Source organism: Cupriavidus sp. H19C3 (assembly GCF_049393815.1).
Lineage (GTDB): Bacteria > Pseudomonadota > Gammaproteobacteria > Burkholderiales > Burkholderiaceae > Cupriavidus.
The window spans coordinates 4,164,039-4,182,748 of record NZ_CP184985.1; the positions used below are offsets into that span (position 1 = coordinate 4,164,039).

The following is an 18,710-nucleotide window of genomic DNA, read 5'->3' on the forward strand; positions in this document are numbered from 1 at the left end:
GGACGACCATGGACCTGATCTCGTATCTGCAACATAGCTGGCCCACCTTGCTGCGGCTGACCGCCGAGCATCTGGCACTGGTCGGCGCCGCGGTCGGCCTGGCCATCGTGACCGGCGTGCCGCTCGGCATCGTGATGACGCGCCACCGCTGGCTGGCCACGCCGCTGCTCACGCTGGCGACCATCGTGCTGACGCTGCCGTCCATCGCGCTGTTCGGCCTGATGATCCCGATCTTCGCGCGCTTCGGGCATGCGCTGGGTTATCTCCCGGCCGTGACCGCGGTGTTTCTCTATTCGCTGCTGCCGATCATGCGCAATACGTACACGGCGCTGGCCAATGTCGACCCTGGCATCCAGGAGGCCGGGCGCGGCATCGGCATGACGCCGTGGCAGCGCCTGCGCCTGGTCGACCTGCCGCTCGCGGTGCCGGTCATTCTTGGCGGCGTGCGTACCGCCGTGGTCATGAATATCGGCGTGACCACCATCGCCGCGCTGATCGGGGCAGGCGGCCTCGGTGTGCTGATCCTGCAGGCGATCAGCCAGAGCAACATGAGCAAGCTCGCCATCGGCGCGGCGCTCGTCAGCCTGCTGGCGATCGCCGCCGATGCCGGTCTGCAGGCCCTGCAGCGTGCCCTCACCCCGAAAGGAATCCGACAATCATGATCGAACTCGACCAACTGACGAAAACCTTCGTACAGAAGGACGGTACGGCCTCGACCGCCGTCAATGCCGTCTCGCTGACGGTGCCGCGCGGCGAGATCTGCGTGTTCCTGGGCCCGTCGGGCTGCGGCAAGACCACCACGCTCAAGATGATCAACCGGCTGATCGAGCCGACCTCGGGCACCGTGCGCATCGAGGGCGAAGATACCGCGGGCATCGATGGCGTGGCCCTGCGGCGCAAGATCGGCTATGTGATCCAGCAGATCGGCCTGTTTCCGAACATGACGATCGAGGAAAACATCATGGTGGTGCCGCGACTGCTGGGCTGGGACAAGCGCCGCAGCCGCGAGCGCGCACGCGAGCTGATGGCGATGGTGCAGCTCGATCCGGATCGCCTGCTCAAGCGCTATCCGCGCGAACTCTCCGGCGGCCAGCAGCAGCGTATCGGCGTGATCCGCGCACTGGCGGCCGATGCGCCGGTGCTGCTGATGGACGAGCCGTTCGGCGCGGTGGATCCGATCAACCGCGAAAGCATCCAGAACGAGTTCTTCCAGATGCAGCGCCAGCTCGGCAAGACCGTGATCATGGTCTCGCACGATATCGACGAAGCCATCAAGCTGGGTGACAAGGTGGCCGTGTTCCGGCGCGGAGAGCTGGTGCAGTTCGACCATCCCGACGCGCTGCTCGCGCATCCTGCCGACGACTTCGTGCAGGCCTTTGTCGGCCACGACAATACGCTCAAGCGCCTGCTGCTGGTGCGGGCCGGCGATGCCGCCACCATGCCGCCGGGCGCCACGCCCGCGATGCCGCTGGTCACCGCGCTGGGCGTGATGGACGACGCCGATGTGCGGCACCTGCCGGTGATCGACGACGCGGGTTGCGCGCTCGGCTACGTCACGCGCCGCGATGCGCGCGCGGCCAATGGCACCTGCGCCGACGTGCTGCGGCCGTTTCCGGCCACGGCCACGTTCGACGAGCATCTGCGCATCGTGCTGTCGCGCATGTACCAGCACAACACGAGCTGGCTGCCGGTGATCGACGCGCAAGGCGCGTACCTCGGCGAGGTGACGCAGGAATCGATCGCGGGGTACCTGAGTTCAGGCAAGTCGCGCGGCACGCTGCAGGCGGCGCTGGCCGCCTGAGCGCCGCCGGCCGCCCCCGCGCGCGGCCGGGTGCTGCGCTCAGGCGTGGCCGAGCTCGCCGTCCTTCAGGCGCCACAGGCCGAGCGGGTTGCCATCCTTGAGCGCTTCCGGCAGCAGGCCGGCCGGCAGGTTCTGATAGCAGACCGGACGCAGGAAGCGATCCATCGCGGTGGTGCCCACCGACGTCGTGCGCGTGTCGGACGTGGCCGGGAAGGGGCCGCCGTGGACCATGGCGAAGCACACTTCCACGCCGGTCGGATAGCCGTTGAACAGCACGCGGCCGGCCTTGCGTTCGAGCGTCGGCAGCAGGCGCGCGGCCAGCGCATGGTCGCCGGCATCGGCCTGGACCGTGACGGTCAGCTGGCCTTCCACGGCACGCGCCACCGCAATCAGGTCGTCCGCCGTGCGGCAGGTCACCAGCACCGTCGAGGGGCCGAACACTTCCGCGTGCATGCGCGCGTCGGCGATGAACTGTTGCGCGGTGGTCTCGAAGAACGCCGGACGGGCCTGGTTGGGGCCGGTGGCGGCCAGGCCGCATGCGGCGCGCGTCAGGCCCTCGATTTCCGCGAGCTTGGTCACGCCCTTTTCGAACGCGCTGTGGATGCCCGGCGTGAGCATGGTCGCGGCCGGCTTGCCGGTGACGGCGCCCACCGCGGCGGCGCGGAACTTGCCCAGCGCGGGCCCTTCGATCGCCAGCAGCAGGCCGGGGTTCGTGCAGAACTGGCCCACGCCCAGCACCAGCGAGTCCACCAGTTCGCGGGCGATGGTCTCACCGCGCGCGGCGAGCGCTTCGGGCAGCAGGAAGACCGGGTTGATGCTGCTCATTTCCGCATAGACCGGAATCGGTTGCGGGCGATTGCTGGCCACCTGCATCAGCGCCAGGCCGCCGGTACGCGAGCCGGTAAACCCCACGGCCTGAATCACCGGATGGGCCACCAGCGCGGTCCCGATCGCGATGCCGGCACCGGTGACAAGCGAGAACACGCCCTCCGGCAGACCCGCATCGGCCACGGCCTTCTGGATCGCGCGGCCCACCAGTTCCGACGTACCCGGATGCGCAGGGTGGGCCTTCACCACCACCGGGCAACCGGCCGCCAGCGCCGATGCCGTGTCACCGCCGGCCACCGAGAACGCGAGCGGGAAGTTGCTGGCCCCGAACACGGCCACCGGGCCCACCGCGATTTTTTGCATGCGCAGGTCGGGGCGCGGCGGCGTGCGCTCGGGCAGCGCGCTGTCGAGCGTGGCGCTTTGCCAGCGGCCATCGCGCAGCACGCGCGCGAACAGGCGCAGTTGGCCCGTGGTACGACCGCGCTCGCCTTGCAGGCGCGGCAGCGGCAGGGCGGTTTCGGCATGGGCGCGCTCGATCAGTTCGTCGCCGAGGGCTTCGATATTGTCGGCAATGCGCTCCAGAAAGCTGGCACGCTGCGTGGGGGAGGTGGCGCGATAGGGATCGAACGCGGCCTCGGCCAGCGCGCAGGCGCGCTCGACATCCGCGGCACCGCCGCCATGGAAGGTCGGCTGCAGCGCTTCGCCCGTGGCCGGGTTGATGGCCTGGAAAGTGTCTTCGGTGCCACGCACGGCGCTGGCGCCGATCAGCATTTCGCCGGTAATCGTCATGATGGGATTTCCTGCTGGGAGGGAGAATCGGGGAAGTGCCTGCGCGCGGTCAGCCCGGATGCGGGCGGATGGTGCGGCGGCACACGATGAAAATGCAAGGGAAAGCCGTCGTCATAAGACATCATATGACATGCCGGGCCGGCCCGCAACCGTGCGGACCGGGCGCATCAGAGGGCCGTGCCGGCCATCGCCGAGGCCTTGCGCAGGCGCTCGCGGCTGTTGGTCAGGTGCATGCGCATGGCGGCCTTGGCGGCCTCGGGATCGTGCCGCTCGATGGCATCGTAGATGCTTTCGTGCTCGAAATTGACGCGTTCGAGGTACTGCTCCCGCTCCGGCGTGTTGACCTGGAGCCGGCTGCGCGGAATCACCATGGTGCCGAGGTGACCCATGATGTCGGTGAAATAGCGGTTGCCGGTGGCGCGCGCGATGGCCAGGTGGAATTCGAAGTCGGAGCCCACGGCATCGTTGCCGGCGGCGGCGTTGCGCTTGAGTTCGTCAAGCGCGCGACGCATGGCGCCCAGCTGTTCGTCGCTGCGGCGCGAGGCGGCCAGGCTGGCGGCTTCGGCCTCCAGGCTGACGCGGAATTCGAGCATCGCCAGCACGTCCATGGCTGTGCCCATCGCGGAGCGGTCGATGCGGAACGGCGACTGCGTCTCCGGCGGCCGTGCCAGCACAAAGGTGCCAATGCCGTGGCGCGTCTCCACCATGCCGCTCGCCTGCAGGCGCGACAGCGCCTCGCGCACGACCGTCCGGCTCACGCCGAGCGAGGCCATGATTTCGGATTCGGTCGGGAGCTTGTCGCCAGGCTTGAGCTGGCCTTGCTGGATGTTTTCCGAGAGGCTGCTGACCACTTCCTCGGCAAGCGTACGGCCGCGGCGGCGCAAGGGAGCGGGCGAAGTGATCGAGGCGTTGGACATGGGCAGTAGGGCGGGGAAATCTAGGGGTTGTCTCGGGTCTTGACCGCTGGAAGATGCCGTCATTATACTGCGTCGTAGGTTATACGACGACCGATAACGCACAGCATATACTACGCCGATCTTGCTCGCGGGCAGCGGCATGTGGCAAGGCCTTGCGCGGCCCGTTGCAGATCGATAACAGCAGGGCGCATTTTCGTGGCACTTTGGAACGGAGGCGCGATCCCGGCGGCACTTACCCGGCATCGGAGACATATTCATGAGCAACGCCCATCCTTCCCCCGCCACGCCCGGCACGCCCGTGGTGACCGAATTGACCGTGGTACCGGTCGCCGGCCACGACAGCATGCTGATGAACCTGTCGGGCGCCCATGGTCCGTATTTCACGCGTAACGTCGTCATTCTCAAGGACAGCGCGGGCAACGTCGGCGTCGGCGAAGTGCCCGGCGGCGAAGGCATCCGCAAGACGCTCGAGGACGCGCGTCCGCTCGTGGTGGGCCAGCCCATCGGCCAGTACCAGGCGATCCAGAACAAGGTGCGCGCCGCCTTTGCCAGCCGCGATGCCGGCGGCCGCGGCCTGCAGACGTTCGACCTGCGCATCACCATCCATGCGGTGACGGCGCTCGAGGCCGCGCTGCTCGACCTGCTCGGCAAGCACCTGCAGGTGCCCGTGGCGGCGTTGCTCGGCGAAGGCCAGCAGCGCGACGCGGTGGAGATGCTCGGCTACCTGTTCTATATCGGCGACCGTCGCCGCACCACGCTTGACTACCGCACCGAGCCCGAGGCCGACAACGCCTGGTTCCGCCTGCGCAATGAAGAAGCGATGACGCCCGAGGCGATCGTGCGTCTGGCCGAGGCCGCCTACGAGCGCTATGGCTTCAACGACTTCAAGCTCAAGGGCGGCGTGCTGCGTGGCGACGAGGAGATGGAAGCGATCGTCGCGCTGCACGAGCGCTTTCCCCAGGCGCGCGTCACGCTCGATCCAAACGGCGGCTGGCTGCTTGCCGACGCCATCCGCCTGTGCCGCGACAAGCATGGCATCCTGGCCTACGCCGAGGACCCGTGCGGTGCCGAGGACGGCTATTCGGGCCGCGAGATCATGGCCGAGTTCCGCACCGCCACGGGCCTGCCGACCGCGACCAACATGATCGCCACCGACTGGCGCCAGATGGGCCACGCGGTGCGGCTGCACTCGGTGGACATTCCGCTGGCCGATCCGCACTTCTGGACCATGCAGGGGTCGGTGCGCGTGGCGCAGATGTGCGCGGAGTGGGGGCTGACGTGGGGTTCGCATTCGAACAACCACTTCGATATCTCGCTGGCGATGTTCACGCACGTGGCCGCCGCGGCGCCGGGCCGCGTGACCGCCATCGACACGCACTGGATCTGGCAGGATGGCCAGCGCCTGACGCGCGCGCCGCTCACAATCGAAGGCGGACTGGTGCAGGTGCCGAAGGCTCCCGGCCTTGGCATCGAACTGGATATGGACGCGCTGGCGCGGGCGCACGAGCTGTACCGGCAGAAAGGCCTCGGCGCGCGCGACGACGCCATCGCCATGCAGTTCCTGATTCCCAACTGGAAATTCAACAACAAGGCGCCCTGCATGGTCAGGTAACGCCTCGGGTCGCCGGCGCGATGGCGTCGGGGCGATGGCCTCGACGTCATGACGTCGGTTTGCAGTGCACACAAGAATTGACAAAGCAGGAGACAACCATGTCCTACCCCCTCGTGTCGGCACAACCGCGTGCCTTCCGATTTTCCTCGCTGCTGCGCCGTGCCGCCGGCGTGGCGCTCGCACTGGCCGCCGGCCTGACTGTCAGCAGCGCGGCGCTTGCCGCGGGCAACGCGTGGCCGCAGAAGGCGGTAACCGTGGTGGTGCCGTTCCCGGCCGGTGGGTCCACCGACACCATCGCGCGCTACCTGGCCCAGCCGCTCAACGACAAGCTTGGCCAGCCGTTCGTGGTGGACAACCGCCCGGGCGCCACCGGCGCGATCGGTGCGACCTTCGTCAAGCGTGCCCCCGCCGACGGCTACACCATCCTGGTGGCATCGATCGGCGTGTACGCGGTCAACCCGTTCCTGCAGAAGAACCTTGCCTACGATCCGGCCAAGGATTTCGACCTGCTGACCGTGGCCGTGCGCGCACCCAACGTGCTGGTGGCCAACCCGAATTTCCCGGCGAAGAATCTGCAGGAACTGGTCGCCTACATGAAGAAGAATCCGGGCAAGGTCAGCTTCGCGAGCTCGGGCGCGGGTTCGTCTGACCACCTGACCGCCGCGCTGTTCTGGCAGAAGAGCGGCACCGAGGGCCTGCACGTGCCATACAAGGGCGGCGCGCCGGCCATCCAGGATCTGCTGGCAGGCCAGGTCGACGTGTCGTTCCAGAACGTCAACGCGGTGCTGCAGCACATCCGCTCGGGCAAGCTCAAGGCGCTTGCGGTAACGTCGGACAAGCGCTCGGCGGTGCTGCCGAACGTGCCGACCATGAGCGAAGGCGGCGTCAAGGACGTCGAGGTCTATTCGTGGCAGGCCGTGGCCGCGCCCAAGGGGCTGCCGGCCGATGTCAAGACGCGCCTGCACGACGCGCTGGTGTCCGCGCTCAAGGAGCCGGGCATGCAGAAGAAACTCAGCGAGCAGGGCTTCGAGATCGTCGCCAATACGCCTGAACAGTTCGTGCAGTTCGAGAACCAGGAACTGGCGCGCTGGAAGAGCGTGATCGAGACCGGCAAGATTACCGCCGAATGATGGCGGCAACGGGCGCCGCGCAGCGCGCCCGGACCGATGGTCTGCGGTGACTCCGTGTGTGAAGTGCTTTGCCCCGCCTGGTGCGGGGTTTTTTGTTGGCAGACAGGAAGACTGGCGGGAAGACTGGCGGGAAGACGGGCGGAAAGACTGGCGGAAGCGGTGAGATTCGAACTCACGGATGGGTCACCCCATCGGCAGTTTTCAAGACTGCTGCCTTAAACCACTCGGCCACGCTTCCGCAGGAAGAGCGCGCATTATACAAGCATGCGCGCTCCGGCAGAGAGTGATGCATGGCGGGCGCGGTGTCGGTGTTTGTCGGACACCGCGGAACCTTGCGGGCGATAGCCGGCTCATACCGGCATGGCGCGGTGTGCAATGGCCCGCGCCTGAATTTTCAAACAGGTGTCAGAGGAGGATCGCATGAACCAGCTTCGCCCCCATTTTCGCCATCGCACGTGGCTCGCGACCGGCGCCGTGATGATAGCCGCAACGCTCGCCGGTTGCGCCCAGCCGGGCTACAACAACGGCTACGGAAACACGGGCTATAACAACGCCGGATACAACCCGCCGCCGCCGCCCGGATATCAGCAACCGGGCTACGGACAACCGGGTTATGGGCAACCTGGCTATGGCCAGCAGGCCCCCACCACCTACCAGGCGCCGGCGGGGTCGGTCTTTACGGGCCGCGTGGAATCGATCGAGCCGGTGACCACCACGCAGGAAAGCTCCGGCATTCTCGGTACCGTGATCGGCGGTGCGGCCGGCGGCCTGCTCGGCAACCAGATCGGCGGCGGCCGTGGCCGGACCGCGGCAACCGTCGGTGGCGCGGTGCTCGGCGCCGTGGCCGGCAACCAGGTCGAGAAGCGCACCGGCAACAATACGAGCACGGTGTATCGCGTGAACGTGCGCCTCGATGATGGCCGCATGGCGACCGTGACGCAGCGTGATATCGGCGCGCTGCGCGTTGGCGACCGCGCACGCGTCGCCAACGATATGGCCATGCCGTATTGAGGCAATCCGGATCGGTGGCCACGCGCAGGGTTGGCTCTGCGCGGTCCCCGGTCCTGTGTAGCGCCGGTTTCAGTCCTTCAGGAACATCTCCTGGAGGTCGTTGAGGAACCGGCGCCCCAGTTCGGTAGGACGGATCACCGTCAGGTCCGCCTCCAGCAATCCCTTCTTCTCCGCCGCCGCCAGCGTCTTGCTGATGGTATGCAGCGGCAATCCCGTGTAGTCGTGAAAGCTCGCCGCCGGCACGCCATCGGTGAGCCGCAGCGCGTTGAGCATGAATTCGAAGGGCAACTCGTCGGCCGTCACCTCGCGCGCTTCCTGCACGGCATCGCCGGCCAGCGCGGTTTCCATATAGGTGGCCGGATGCTTGTGCCGCATCTGTCGTAGCACGCGATGCGGAAACGAGAGCTTGCCGTGTGCGCCCGCACCGATGCCCAGGTAGTCGCCAAACCGCCAGTAGTTCAGGTTATGGCGGGCCTCGCGATGGGGCCGCGCATACGCCGATGTCTCGTAGTGTCGATAGCCGGCCTGCGCGGTGCGCGCCTCGATGATGTCCTGCATCTCGTAGGCACTGTCCTCGTCCGGCAATGCCGGCGGAAACTTCGCGAACAGCGTGTTGGGCTCGAGCGTCAGGTGGTAGAGCGACAGATGCGTCGTGCCATAGGCCAGCGCGGCCTCGAGGTCGTGCACGCATTCCTCGACGGTCTGGCCGGGCAGGGCATACATCAGGTCGAGGTTGACGTTGTCGAAGTGCCGCAGCGCGATATCGATTGCGGCGCGTGCCTCGCGTTCGCCATGAATCCGGCCCAGCGCCTGCAGGTGCCGGTCGTCGAAGCTCTGGATGCCGATCGAGAGACGGTTGATGCCGCTCGCGCGATAGCTGGCAAAACGCTCGGCCTCGAACGTGCCGGGGTTGGCTTCCATCGTGATCTCGGCATCGGCATCGAGCGGCAGCAGCGCGCGGATATCGGAGAGCAGGCGGTCCATGCCCGCCGCGGACAGCAGGCTTGGCGTGCCGCCGCCGATAAAGACCGTGTGCACGGGCCGACCCCATACGAGCGGCAGCGACTGTTCCAGGTCGGCGCGCAACGCGTCGAGATACCGCGCTTCGGGAATCTCGTGTCCGCCGTCGGGCGCAGCATGCGAATTGAAGTCGCAATACGGGCACTTGCGCACGCACCATGGCACATGCACGTACAACGAGAGCGGCGGCGAGCCCGGCAGCGCGATCTGGCCGGGTTTGAGCCACAGCTGCTGGCCTGCGGCGGGTGCCAGGGCTGGCGCGTCGGCAGGGGAGCGGGTACCGTCTGGCGTGCCGCTGCCGGCGGGAACGATCGGAATCATGCGCCCCCGATCCGCAAGCCGTGCGACTGCAGGCGTGCCACCAGCGCCTGCAGCGCCAGGGCGCGATGGCTGACGCGGTTCTTGTCTTCCGCGCTCAGTTCCGCCGCGGTCTTGCCGAGCGCGGGCAGCAGGAAGTGGGGGTCGTAGCCAAAGCCGCCATTGCCGCGCGGGGCGTCCACCACTTCGCCGGCCCACGTGCCTTCCGCGATGATCGGGCGCGGGTCGTCGGCATGGCGTACCAGTACCAGCACGCAGTAGTACTGCGCGCGCCGGTTGAGCTTGCCCGCAAGCTGCGAGATCAGGTGCGCGTTGTTGGCGGCATCGGACTTCGGCTTGCCCACGCATTGCGCATAGCGCGCCGAATAGACACCCGGCGCGCCATCGAGCGCGTCCACGCAGATGCCGGAGTCGTCCGCGAGCGCGGGCATGCCCGCGAGGCGGCTCGCGTGCCGCGCCTTGGCCAGGGCGTTCTCGACAAATGTCGCGTGCGGTTCCTCGGCTTCGGGAATGCCGAGTTCCCCCTGCGGAATCACGTCGAAGCCGAAGGGCGCGAGCAGGGCGCCGAATTCGCGCAGCTTGCCGGGGTTGTTCGATGCCAGGACCAGACGCTGCATGATGTGCCTCGCGCTGTCAGAGCCCCAGCGCCTGGCGCTGGTGGCGAATCAGTTCGGCGATGCCGGCTTCCGCCAGGCGCGTCATCGCATCGAGCTCGGCGCGATGGAACGGCACGCCTTCCGCCGTGCCCTGCACCTCGACAAAGCCGCCGCTGCCGGTCATCACCACGTTCATGTCGGTATCGCAGTTGCTGTCCTCGGCGTAGTCGAGGTCGAGTACCGGCACGCCATCGACCATGCCCACCGATACCGCGGCCACGAAGTCGCGGATCGGGCTGGCCGCGATCTGGCCCGCGGCGAGCATCGTGCCGACGGCATCGTGCGCGGCCACGAAGGCGCCGGTAATGGCTGCCGTGCGCGTGCCGCCATCGGCCTGCAGCACGTCGCAATCGAGATGGATCGTATATTCGCCGAGCGCGGCGAGATCGAAGACCGAGCGCATGGCCCGGCCGATCAGGCGCTGGATCTCCTGCGTGCGGCCGGTCTGCTTGCCGCGCGCGGCTTCGCGGTCCGAGCGCGTATGCGTGGCGCGCGGCAGCATGCCGTATTCCGCGGTCACCCAGCCCTCGCCGGAGCCCTTCTTGTGCGGCGGCACCTTGGCCAGCACGCTGGCCGTGCAAAGCACCTTGGTATCGCCAAAGGCACATAGCACGGCACCTTCCGCGTGACGCGTGTAATGTCGGGTGAGGGTGACAGGTCGCAGCGCATCGGCTGCGCGGCCGCTCGGTCGCATGGGGAGTCTTTCGTCGAATCGGGTAAGACCGCGATTCTACCGCCGGCGCGGCGTGCGCGCCGGGGTCAGACTCTGCCGGGTCGGGCGCAAGGCCCGCCCCGGCCCATGACTCAGCGCATGAAATTGCTGGTCTTGTCGATCGCGGCGCGAATCTCGGCGATCGAGCGTTCGATTTCTTCCTCGGACAACAGATCGTTCTCGTTGCCGGTCCGCTCCAGGATCGAGGTCGTGAACGCGTTGAGCGGCAGCGTATCGGTCAGCACCGCTTCCTCGCTCGGGGTGGTGGCATCGAGCTCCCACATCATGGCGATGGCGGTGGTGTTGTCGGCACCTTCGCCCGCGTTGAGCAGCGCCTGTTCGATCAGGTCCGGAATGGCATGCACCACCGACAGGTTGGTCACCTTGTCGACGATCACCTTTTCTTCCAGGCTGCCCCACAGGCCGTCGGAACACAGCATGGCCACATCGCCCGGTTCCAGCCGTACCGGACCGCCGATATCGATCAGCGGCAGGTTGGGAGAGCCCAGGCAGTTGTAGAGCTTGTTGCGCTCGGGATGGTTGGCCACGTCCATCGGCAGCACGCGTTCCTGCTGCAGCAGGTTCTCGATCTTGGAGTGGTCGCGCGTGCGGGTCAGCAGGCCGCCCTTGCGCACGAGGTACAGGCGCGAGTCGCCGGCATGCGCCCAGTGGATCTGGCCCTGCTGGATCAGGCAGCAGACCACCGTGGTGCGCGGGATATCGGCCAGGCGATTGGCCTCCGCGTACCGGTGGATCTCGCGGTGGGCCAGCATGATGGTGTCCTGCAGGAAGTCCGCCGGGTTGCGGATGGCCGGACGGGCCTGCGCCTGGAACTGGCGCGCCAGGGTTTGCAGCGCCTGCTGGGCGGCCACTTCGCCAAGGGCATGGCCGCCGAGGCCGTCGGCCAGCACCATCAGCAGGGCGTCGCGCGTAAAGCAATAGCCCATCCGGTCCTGGTTGATGCGGCGGCCGCCTTTTCGGCTTTCCTGGTAGACGGAGAATCGCATGTTGGCTGTTCGGTATCGGGTCTGGGATGCACGGCCCGCGCGCTGGCGGACGCCGGTGCCTCCTCGTGATTCAATCGGCGCCCGGCTCGGCCTGCGCCGCACGCGCGGTATCGCGCGCGGGGCTGTCGTCGCGGCGGCGCAGCAATGTCATGAAGCGGCTGGTGGCGCCCGGGCGCTCGGTCACGGGCGCGGCAGGCGCGGCCGCCAGCGCCGCCGCCGACTGCTCGCCAAGGGCATTGGACTGGTCGCGCAGTTCCTTCTGCAGGCGGAACACGCTCTGCGGACGCTCCGACGGCGTCAGCCGCAGGCACCATTCGACCAGGTCGACCAGGCCGTTGGTGTACGTGCTGCGCAGCCGCGTCATGGCCTCGCCCATGCGGTCGTCCTTCTCGCGCTGGTTGGCTTCCTGCGGCGGCATGCCCGCCATGCACGCATAGAGCGTGGCGCCCAGGCTGTAGATATCGGTCCAGGGTCCCAGCTCGGAATGCTTGCCGTACAGTTCGGGCGCGGCAAAGCCGGGCGTGTACATCGGCTGGAAGCGGGCGGCTTCCATGGTCAGGATCTGGCGGGCCGCGCCAAAGTCGAGCAGGATCGGCGACTCGTCCTCGCGCAGGTAGATGTTGCCGGGCTTGATGTCGAGGTGCAGCAGCTTGTGGATATGCACTTCGCGCAGTCCGCTCATCAGGTCGTGGAACACCTTGCGGATGAAGCGCTCGCGCAGGACCTTGGCGCGGCCCTGCTGCCGGGCCTGCAGGATATGCTCCTGCAGCGTCTTGCCCAGCTCGTAGTTCATGACCATGTAGACCGTGGCGTTCTCGCGGAAGAAATTGACCACGCGCACTACGCTCGGATGGGAAATGCGCGCCAGCGAGCGGCCTTCCTCGAAGAAATATTTCAGGCCCAGCCGGAACGAAGCGGCATTTTCCTCGGGCACCACGGGAATCAGTTCGCCCGGGCTGCGACGCGCCAGGGACGACGGAAGATATTCCTTGATGGCCACGGGCGCACCGGTTTCGTCGGTAGCGAGGTAGACGAAACTGAACCCCCCGCTGGCCAACTTCTTTACAATGCGATAGTTGGCAAGCAGCGTGCCGATCGGCAGCGGCGCACTCTTGGGTTGGTTAGCGCCCTTGGACTCTGTCATAAGGATTCGGGACCTGATTTGCTCACGGATTGTCCGGGCTAATCGGTCACTTGTAAAGGAAAGCGTAGCGGGGTGTTGCCGATTATCTGCGCCCGGTTTGCAACCCGCCCGCCCGCCGGCCCGGAGCGGTCTTTCTGCGGTCTTTCCGCGGTCTTTCTCCGGTTTTGCATGCGGTTGCGCATGGCTATTTCATCGATTTTCGCCGGCGGCCGGGGCCGCCGGCAGTTTCACCATTCCTCACCTTTCTCATCATTCGAAGTCTGCTTCGACCCTTTCGCGAGATAAACCAATGATCCACAGCATGACAGGTTTTGGCACGGCGATCCGGCAGGCGCCGCTGACGAACGCCCAAGGCGAGCCCAGTGGCCGGACCGCGTCGGTTTCCGTGGAATTCCGCACCGTCAATTCGCGTTTCCTCGACCTGTTGTTCCGCGCGCCCGAAGAGTGCCGCGCGTTCGAGCCGGCGCTGCGCGAGATGCTGATGGGCGAGCTCTCCCGCGGCAAGCTCGAGTGCCGCATCAACCTGCAGCGCACCGATGCCGGCGGCGCCACGCTGGCGCTGAACCAGGGCCTGCTCGACCAGATCCGCGCGCTCGAAACCACCGTGGCCGCCACCTTCAGCGGCGCGGGCTCGCTGCGCATGGGCGAGATCCTGCGCTGGCCCGGCGTGCTGGTGGAGCCCGAGCTCTCCGCCGAGGCCCTGCGCGAGGCCGTGATGGGCGCCGCCCGCGACGCGCTTGACCAGTTGCTGGAAGCGCGCCGCCGCGAGGGCGCCGCGCTCAAGGCCACGCTCGAGGAGCGCGTGGATGCCATGCTGGCGATCGTCGAGCGTCTCACGCCGACCATCCCGCAGCTGATCGCGCATCACCAGGAAAAACTCACCGAGCGCCTGCAGGAAGCCTTCAACCTGGCCGCGCCGGCCGGCATGCCGTCGATGAGCCGCGACGAGATCGCGGAACGGATTCGTCAGGAAGCCACGGTGTACGGCATCCGCATCGATATCGCCGAGGAACTTTCGCGGCTGCAGGCCCACCTCAACGAAACCCGGCATATCCTCAAGAAGGGTGGCCAGGTCGGCAAGCGCCTGGACTTCATGATGCAGGAACTCAACCGCGAGGCCAACACGCTCGGCTCCAAGGCCGCCGCCAAGGAGCTGTCCGATGCCTCGATGGAGCTCAAGCTGCTGATCGAGCAGATGCGCGAACAGATTCAGAACCTCGAATAACGATCATGAGCGATTCGACCCATACCGCCATCGACACCGCCTATCCCGGTAACCTTTTCATGGTGGTGGCGCCGTCCGGCGCCGGCAAGTCCACGCTGGTCAATGCGCTGCTGGCGCAGGACCCGGCCATCCGCCTGTCCATCTCCCACACCACGCGCGCGCCGCGTCCGGGCGAGGAGAACGGACGCCAGTATCACTTCACGACCATCGACAGCTTCCGTGCGGCACGCGACCGCGGCGAGTTCCTCGAATGGGCGGAAGTCCATGGCAACTACTATGCGACCTCGCGCATCTGGATCGAGGAGCAGATGGCGCAGGGCAACGACGTGCTGCTCGAGATCGACTGGCAGGGCGCGCAGCAGGTGCACCAGCGTTTTTCCAACGCGGTGGAGATCTTTATCCTGCCGCCGTCGCTGACGGCGCTGGAAGAACGGCTCAAGAAGCGCGGCCAGGACGAGCCCAATGTGATCGTGCGCCGGCTGCTCGCGGCGGGCAGCGAAATGGCCCATGCCAGCGAGGCCGACTACGTCATCATCAACGAGGTTTTCGACGACGCGCTGGAGCAGCTCCGCAACGTCGTGCGTGCCACCCGTCTGCGCTTTTCGTCGCAGAAGGCACGCCACACGGAGCTCTTCATCGAGCTCGGCATTCACTAGACTTGAGCCAGCGCGCGCGGCGTCCGCGTGGCGCGCATCGGAGGGCGGCCGGAACGGTTCCGGCCGCCTGCTGTAAAATGGCGGCCTGTCGAACAGGTTTTATCCCAAGGTGGATTTGATATGGCGCGTATTACCGTCGAAGATTGTCTGAAACACATCCCGAATCGATTCGAGCTCGCGCTGGCCGCGACGTACCGTGCACGCCAGCTCGTGCAAGGTCACACGCCCAAGGTCGACGCGAAGGACAAGCCCACCGTGGTGGCGCTGCGCGAGATCGCATCGGGCCAGGTCGGCATCGAGATGCTCAAGAAGGTTCCGACCTGATCCCCCGGGCGGCCCCTGGCATATCCCTGCTTCGCGTGCGTACACATTTCGTGCATTCCGCCGGATTCCAGAGGCCGCCATCATGCCTACCCTGCCACCCGCTCCGCCCGGTTCCTCCGGTCCGCCGGGGCGCAGGCAGGGTAATCCCGGCCCGCCATCCGTGACCGCACGTACCGGCGCTCCCAATCTTCCCGATCCGCTCGGCAACGATGTTGTCGGCGAGCGCGCGGCCGTACCGCCGCTCTCGCAGGGCAAGGGGCTCGGCAAGACGCGCGTGACCGCCGGTGTCGCCGGGGTAGCGGCCGCACCCGAGGTCGGGACCCTGTCCGCGCCGCCCGGCGGCGAGCTGGGCGGCAACCTCTTTATCGATGCGGTGCTGGCGCAGTCGTACCGGCACTTCTTCGGTCCGACCTCGCAGCCGGCGGTACCGCCGCGCCAGCAGGTCATCTCGATCACGCGGCTGATGGAAAAGCTGGCTTACCTCAAGCCGGCGGACCAGGCCATCGTGCGCGAGGCCTTCCAGTTTTCCGACGAAGCCCATCTCGGCCAGTACCGCCAGAGTGGTGAGCCGTACATCACGCACCCGGTGGCGGTGGCCGAGTTGTGCGCGGAATGGAAGCTCGATGTGCAGTCGATCATGGCGGCGCTGCTGCACGATGTGATCGAGGACCAGGGCATTACCAAGAGCGAACTGGCGGAGAAGTTCAGCCCCAAGGTCGCGGAACTGGTCGATGGCCTGACCAAGCTGGACAAGCTCGAATTCCAGAGCCGCGAGCAGGCGCAGGCGGAGAGCTTCCGCAAGATGCTGCTGGCGATGGCGCGCGACGTGCGCGTGATTCTGGTCAAGCTGGCCGATCGCACGCACAACATGCGCACGCTCGATTTCGTGCCGCCCGAGAAGCGGCGCCGGATCGCGCTCGAGACCATGGAGATCTACGCGCCCATCGCGCACCGTCTCGGTCTCAATACGATCTACCGCGAGCTGCAGGAACTATCGTTCAAGGTCGGCTCGCCATTCCGCTACGCCACACTCGAGAAGGCGGTCAAGGCCGCGCGCGGCAACCGCCGCGAGGTGGTCAAGCGCATTCTGGAGGCCGCGCAGCATGCGCTGGCCGATGCTGGCATCGTCGCCGAACTGTCCGGACGCGAGAAGACGCTGTACAGCATCTATCGCAAGATGCACGACAAGCAGCTGTCGTTCTCGCAGGTGCTCGACGTGTACGGCTTCCGCGTGGTGGTGGAAACGCAGATGCATTGCTACATGGCGATGGGTGCGCTGCACAGCCTGTACAAGCCGATGCCCGGCAAGTTCAAGGACTACATCGCGATTCCCAAGATCAACGGTTACCAGTCGCTGCATACGACGCTGGTAGGGCCGTTCGGCACGCCCGTGGAGTTCCAGATCCGCACGCGCGGCATGCACCAGATTGCCGAGGCGGGCGTGGCCGCGCACTGGATGTACAAGCACCAGGCCGATCATGCCAACGATATCCAGCAGCAGGCGCATCAGTGGCTGCAGTCGCTGCTCGATATCCAGAGCCAGACCGGCGATTCGCAGGAGTTCCTGGAACACGTCAAGATCGACCTGTTCCCCGACGCGGTCTACGTGTTCACGCCCAAGGGGCATATCCGCGCGCTGCCGCGCGGTGCCACCGCGCTGGACTTCGCGTATGCGGTGCACAGCGACCTGGGCAACCAGTGCGTGGCGGTCAAGATCAACAACGAGCTGCTGCCGCTGCGCACCGAGCTCAAGAGCGGCGATATCGTCGAGGTGGTCACCGCGCCGTACTCCAAGCCGAATCCGGCCTGGCTCGCCTTCGTGCGCACCGGCAAGGCGCGCGCGGCGATTCGCCACTACCTGAAGACCACCAAGCTCGACGAGGCCATCCAGCTCGGCGAGCGGCTGCTGGAGCAGGCCACGCGCCAGCTCGGCATCGAACTCAAGGCGGTGCCGCAGGCCGTGTGGGAACGCATGATCCAGTGGACCGGCAACAAGCAGCGCGAGGACATCTTTGCCGACCTCGCGCTGGGCCGGCGCGTGCCCGCCGTGGTGGCACGTCGCATGGAGATCCTGCTGCAGGAGCTGTCCGGCGATGTCGACAGCGCGCTGCTGGCGGCGGTGCAGACCTTTGCCGGCGACGAGGCTCCGGCGGTGGCGGTCACCGGCGACGAAGGCATGTCGATCATCTTCTCGGCCTGCTGCCGCCCGATTCCAGGCGATTCGATCGTCGGTTATCTCGGCAAGGGCGAAGGGCTGCAGATCCACGTGCAGGACTGCAAGGTGGCCAAGCGCCTGCACAGCAAGGATCCCGAGCACTGGATCGAGGTGATGTGGGCCAGGAAGACCACCCGCCCGTTCGACGCGTCGATCAAGGTGATGGTGCGCAACGTCAAGGGCATCGTGGCCCGCGTTGCCGCGGATCTGACCTCGGCCGATGCCAACGTCGCGCACGTGTCGATGGAACAGCAGCAGGGCGGCCACCAGGAGGCCACCTACATGCAGTTCGTGATCCAGGTACAGAATCGCCTGCACCTGGCCAATGTCATGCGCGCGCTGCGCCGCAACCCGGACGTGATCCGGATTTTCCGCGACCGCAACGACGGGTGAGCGCTGCCCGCCTCTGGTCTTGCTGACTTGGACCGACGCGCACGGACTGGCCTGACGCGCGCTTGTCCATGCCTACCCGCGCGCCGGGTAGCGGACTTCGAGGATATCGATCTGTTCGAGCCCCGCCGGGGTGCGCAGCGCCACGGTATCGCCTTCGCGCGCCTTGATCAGCGCCTTGGCGATCGGCGAGATCCAGCTCACGTGATTGTTGTCGAGGTCGACCTCGTCCATGCCGACGATGGTGATGGTGGTCTCCTCGCCAGTCTGGTTGGCATAGGTGACGGTGGCGCCAAAGAAGATCTGGTCGTTGTCGCCCTGCAGCGAGGGGTCCACCACCTCGGCCTTGTCGAGCCGGCGCGTGAGAAAGCGGATGCGCCGGTCGATTTCGCGCAAGCGCTTCTTGCCGTAGAGGTAGTCACCGTTCTCGGAACGGTCGCCATTGGATGCTGCCCACGATACCACCTGCACCACCTCGGGACGTTCCACGTCGATCAGGTGCATCAGTTCGTTGCGCAGCCGGTCGTAGCCGGTGGCGGTGATGTAGTTCTTGGTGCCCGCGGGCAGCGGCGCGGCGCCTTCGGGGAGGTCCTCGTCGTCGTCGCCGGAGGACTCTTTGACAAATGCCTTGTTCATGGTGCGAATCACATCCTGAGGCTGCCATTATAGGAAGTTGCGCCCCGGCAGCCCCGCCGAACAAAAAAATGCGGGGAGGGGGCTTCACAAAAACGAAAACTTCTATATAATCTCTTTTCTCGCGTGCGGCTGTAGCTCAGTTGGATAGAGTACTTGGCTACGAACCAAGGGGTCGTGGGTTCGAATCCTGCCAGCCGCGCCACCTATAAAGACGAAGGGCTTCCGGAGACGGAAGCCCTTTTTCTTTTGGTCCTTCCCCGTCTTCCCTTCTTCCCCCCCCTCTTTCCTCTTTCCTCTTTCCCTTTCTTTTTCTTTTTCC

The 18,710-nt window shown here is 66.5% G+C and carries 17 protein-coding genes and 2 tRNA genes; 10 read left to right on the plus strand and 9 right to left on the minus strand.

Features of this window, described 5'->3' with window-relative positions:
• Positions 1-8: 8 nt before the first annotated feature.
• Complete coding sequence (locus tag DFLDMN_RS19225; protein ID WP_423196438.1) at positions 9-662, plus strand: ABC transporter permease; 654 nt, start codon at positions 9-11, stop codon at positions 660-662.
• Positions 659-1,801, plus strand: a complete 1,143-nt coding sequence (locus tag DFLDMN_RS19230) for a betaine/proline/choline family ABC transporter ATP-binding protein (protein WP_423196439.1) — start codon at positions 659-661, stop codon at positions 1,799-1,801. Before DFLDMN_RS19225 ends, DFLDMN_RS19230 begins: the two co-directional genes overlap by 4 nt.
• 39 nt (positions 1,802-1,840) lie before the next feature.
• Here DFLDMN_RS19230 and DFLDMN_RS19235 read toward each other — a convergent pair whose 3' ends face one another.
• Together DFLDMN_RS19235 and DFLDMN_RS19240 are read right to left on the minus strand one after the other, a co-directional pair.
• On the minus strand, positions 1,841-3,418 hold the full coding sequence (locus DFLDMN_RS19235; protein ID WP_423196440.1) for an aldehyde dehydrogenase (NADP(+)): 1,578 nt from the start codon (positions 3,416-3,418) through the stop codon (positions 1,841-1,843).
• A gap of 167 nt (positions 3,419-3,585) precedes the next feature.
• On the minus strand, positions 3,586-4,335 hold the full coding sequence (locus DFLDMN_RS19240) for a FadR/GntR family transcriptional regulator (RefSeq protein WP_423196441.1): 750 nt from the start codon (positions 4,333-4,335) through the stop codon (positions 3,586-3,588).
• A 256-nt stretch (positions 4,336-4,591) separates the two neighbouring features.
• Here DFLDMN_RS19240 and gudD point away from each other — a divergent pair, with 256 nt between their 5' ends.
• Positions 4,592-5,947, plus strand: coding sequence for a glucarate dehydratase (gene gudD, locus DFLDMN_RS19245; RefSeq protein ID WP_423196442.1), 1,356 nt, complete (start codon positions 4,592-4,594; stop codon positions 5,945-5,947).
• Positions 5,948-6,045: 98 nt separating this feature from the next.
• A complete protein-coding gene (locus DFLDMN_RS19250; protein WP_423196443.1) occupies positions 6,046-7,077 on the plus strand; it encodes a Bug family tripartite tricarboxylate transporter substrate binding protein in 1,032 nt (343 codons plus the stop codon).
• A 148-nt stretch (positions 7,078-7,225) separates the two neighbouring features.
• On the opposite strand, the gene DFLDMN_RS19255 is transcribed toward DFLDMN_RS19250, so the two are convergent.
• A tRNA-Ser gene (locus DFLDMN_RS19255) sits at positions 7,226-7,315 on the minus strand.
• A 182-nt stretch (positions 7,316-7,497) separates the two neighbouring features.
• Here DFLDMN_RS19255 and DFLDMN_RS19260 point away from each other — a divergent pair.
• Positions 7,498-8,088 carry a glycine zipper 2TM domain-containing protein gene (locus DFLDMN_RS19260; protein ID WP_423196444.1) on the plus strand — a complete coding sequence of 197 codons (591 nt, stop codon included), beginning with the start codon at positions 7,498-7,500 and terminating at the stop codon, positions 8,086-8,088.
• A gap of 69 nt (positions 8,089-8,157) precedes the next feature.
• Here DFLDMN_RS19260 and hemW read toward each other — a convergent pair whose 3' ends face one another.
• From hemW to DFLDMN_RS19285, 5 genes are all read right to left on the minus strand, one after another.
• The gene (gene hemW, locus DFLDMN_RS19265; RefSeq protein WP_423196445.1) at positions 8,158-9,429 is read right to left on the minus strand and encodes a radical SAM family heme chaperone HemW; all 1,272 of its coding nucleotides are present in this window, start codon (positions 9,427-9,429) and stop codon (positions 8,158-8,160) included.
• Positions 9,426-10,043 (minus strand): RdgB/HAM1 family non-canonical purine NTP pyrophosphatase, encoded by a 618-nt coding sequence (gene rdgB / locus DFLDMN_RS19270; protein ID WP_423196446.1) that lies wholly within the window; start codon positions 10,041-10,043, stop codon positions 9,426-9,428. The genes hemW and rdgB overlap by 4 nt, the downstream gene beginning before the upstream one ends.
• A 16-nt stretch (positions 10,044-10,059) precedes the next feature.
• The gene (gene rph / locus DFLDMN_RS19275) at positions 10,060-10,776 is read right to left on the minus strand and encodes a ribonuclease PH (protein WP_423196447.1); all 717 of its coding nucleotides are present in this window, start codon (positions 10,774-10,776) and stop codon (positions 10,060-10,062) included.
• A gap of 110 nt (positions 10,777-10,886) precedes the next feature.
• Complete coding sequence (locus DFLDMN_RS19280; protein WP_423196448.1) at positions 10,887-11,801, minus strand: PP2C family protein-serine/threonine phosphatase; 915 nt, start codon at positions 11,799-11,801, stop codon at positions 10,887-10,889.
• Positions 11,802-11,871: 70 nt separating this feature from the next.
• Complete coding sequence (locus DFLDMN_RS19285) at positions 11,872-12,945, minus strand: serine/threonine protein kinase (protein WP_423196449.1); 1,074 nt, start codon at positions 12,943-12,945, stop codon at positions 11,872-11,874.
• A 289-nt stretch (positions 12,946-13,234) separates the two neighbouring features.
• Between DFLDMN_RS19285 and DFLDMN_RS19290 the strand changes: the two genes are divergently transcribed.
• The 4 genes from DFLDMN_RS19290 (at position 13,235) to DFLDMN_RS19305 (ending at position 17,758) form a co-directional block, all read left to right on the plus strand.
• A complete protein-coding gene (locus DFLDMN_RS19290) occupies positions 13,235-14,170 on the plus strand; it encodes a YicC/YloC family endoribonuclease (RefSeq protein WP_423196450.1) in 936 nt (311 codons plus the stop codon).
• Between the two features lie 5 nt (positions 14,171-14,175).
• Positions 14,176-14,826, plus strand: a complete 651-nt coding sequence (gene gmk, locus DFLDMN_RS19295) for a guanylate kinase (protein ID WP_423196451.1) — start codon at positions 14,176-14,178, stop codon at positions 14,824-14,826.
• A 120-nt stretch (positions 14,827-14,946) separates the two neighbouring features.
• Positions 14,947-15,150, plus strand: a complete 204-nt coding sequence (gene rpoZ, locus DFLDMN_RS19300; protein ID WP_423196452.1) for a DNA-directed RNA polymerase subunit omega — start codon at positions 14,947-14,949, stop codon at positions 15,148-15,150.
• Positions 15,151-15,310: 160 nt separating this feature from the next.
• Positions 15,311-17,758 (plus strand): RelA/SpoT family protein, encoded by a 2,448-nt coding sequence (locus tag DFLDMN_RS19305; protein WP_423196453.1) that lies wholly within the window; start codon positions 15,311-15,313, stop codon positions 17,756-17,758.
• A 72-nt stretch (positions 17,759-17,830) separates the two neighbouring features.
• Here the strand turns inward: DFLDMN_RS19305 and greB are convergent, their stop codons facing one another.
• Positions 17,831-18,391: a transcription elongation factor GreB gene (greB, locus tag DFLDMN_RS19310; protein WP_423196454.1), complete on the minus strand. Its 561-nt coding sequence runs from the start codon at positions 18,389-18,391 to the stop codon at positions 17,831-17,833.
• A 125-nt stretch (positions 18,392-18,516) separates the two neighbouring features.
• Between greB and DFLDMN_RS19315 the strand changes: the two genes are divergently transcribed.
• Positions 18,517-18,593 (plus strand) — tRNA-Arg (locus tag DFLDMN_RS19315).
• Positions 18,594-18,710: the final 117 nt, after the last annotated feature.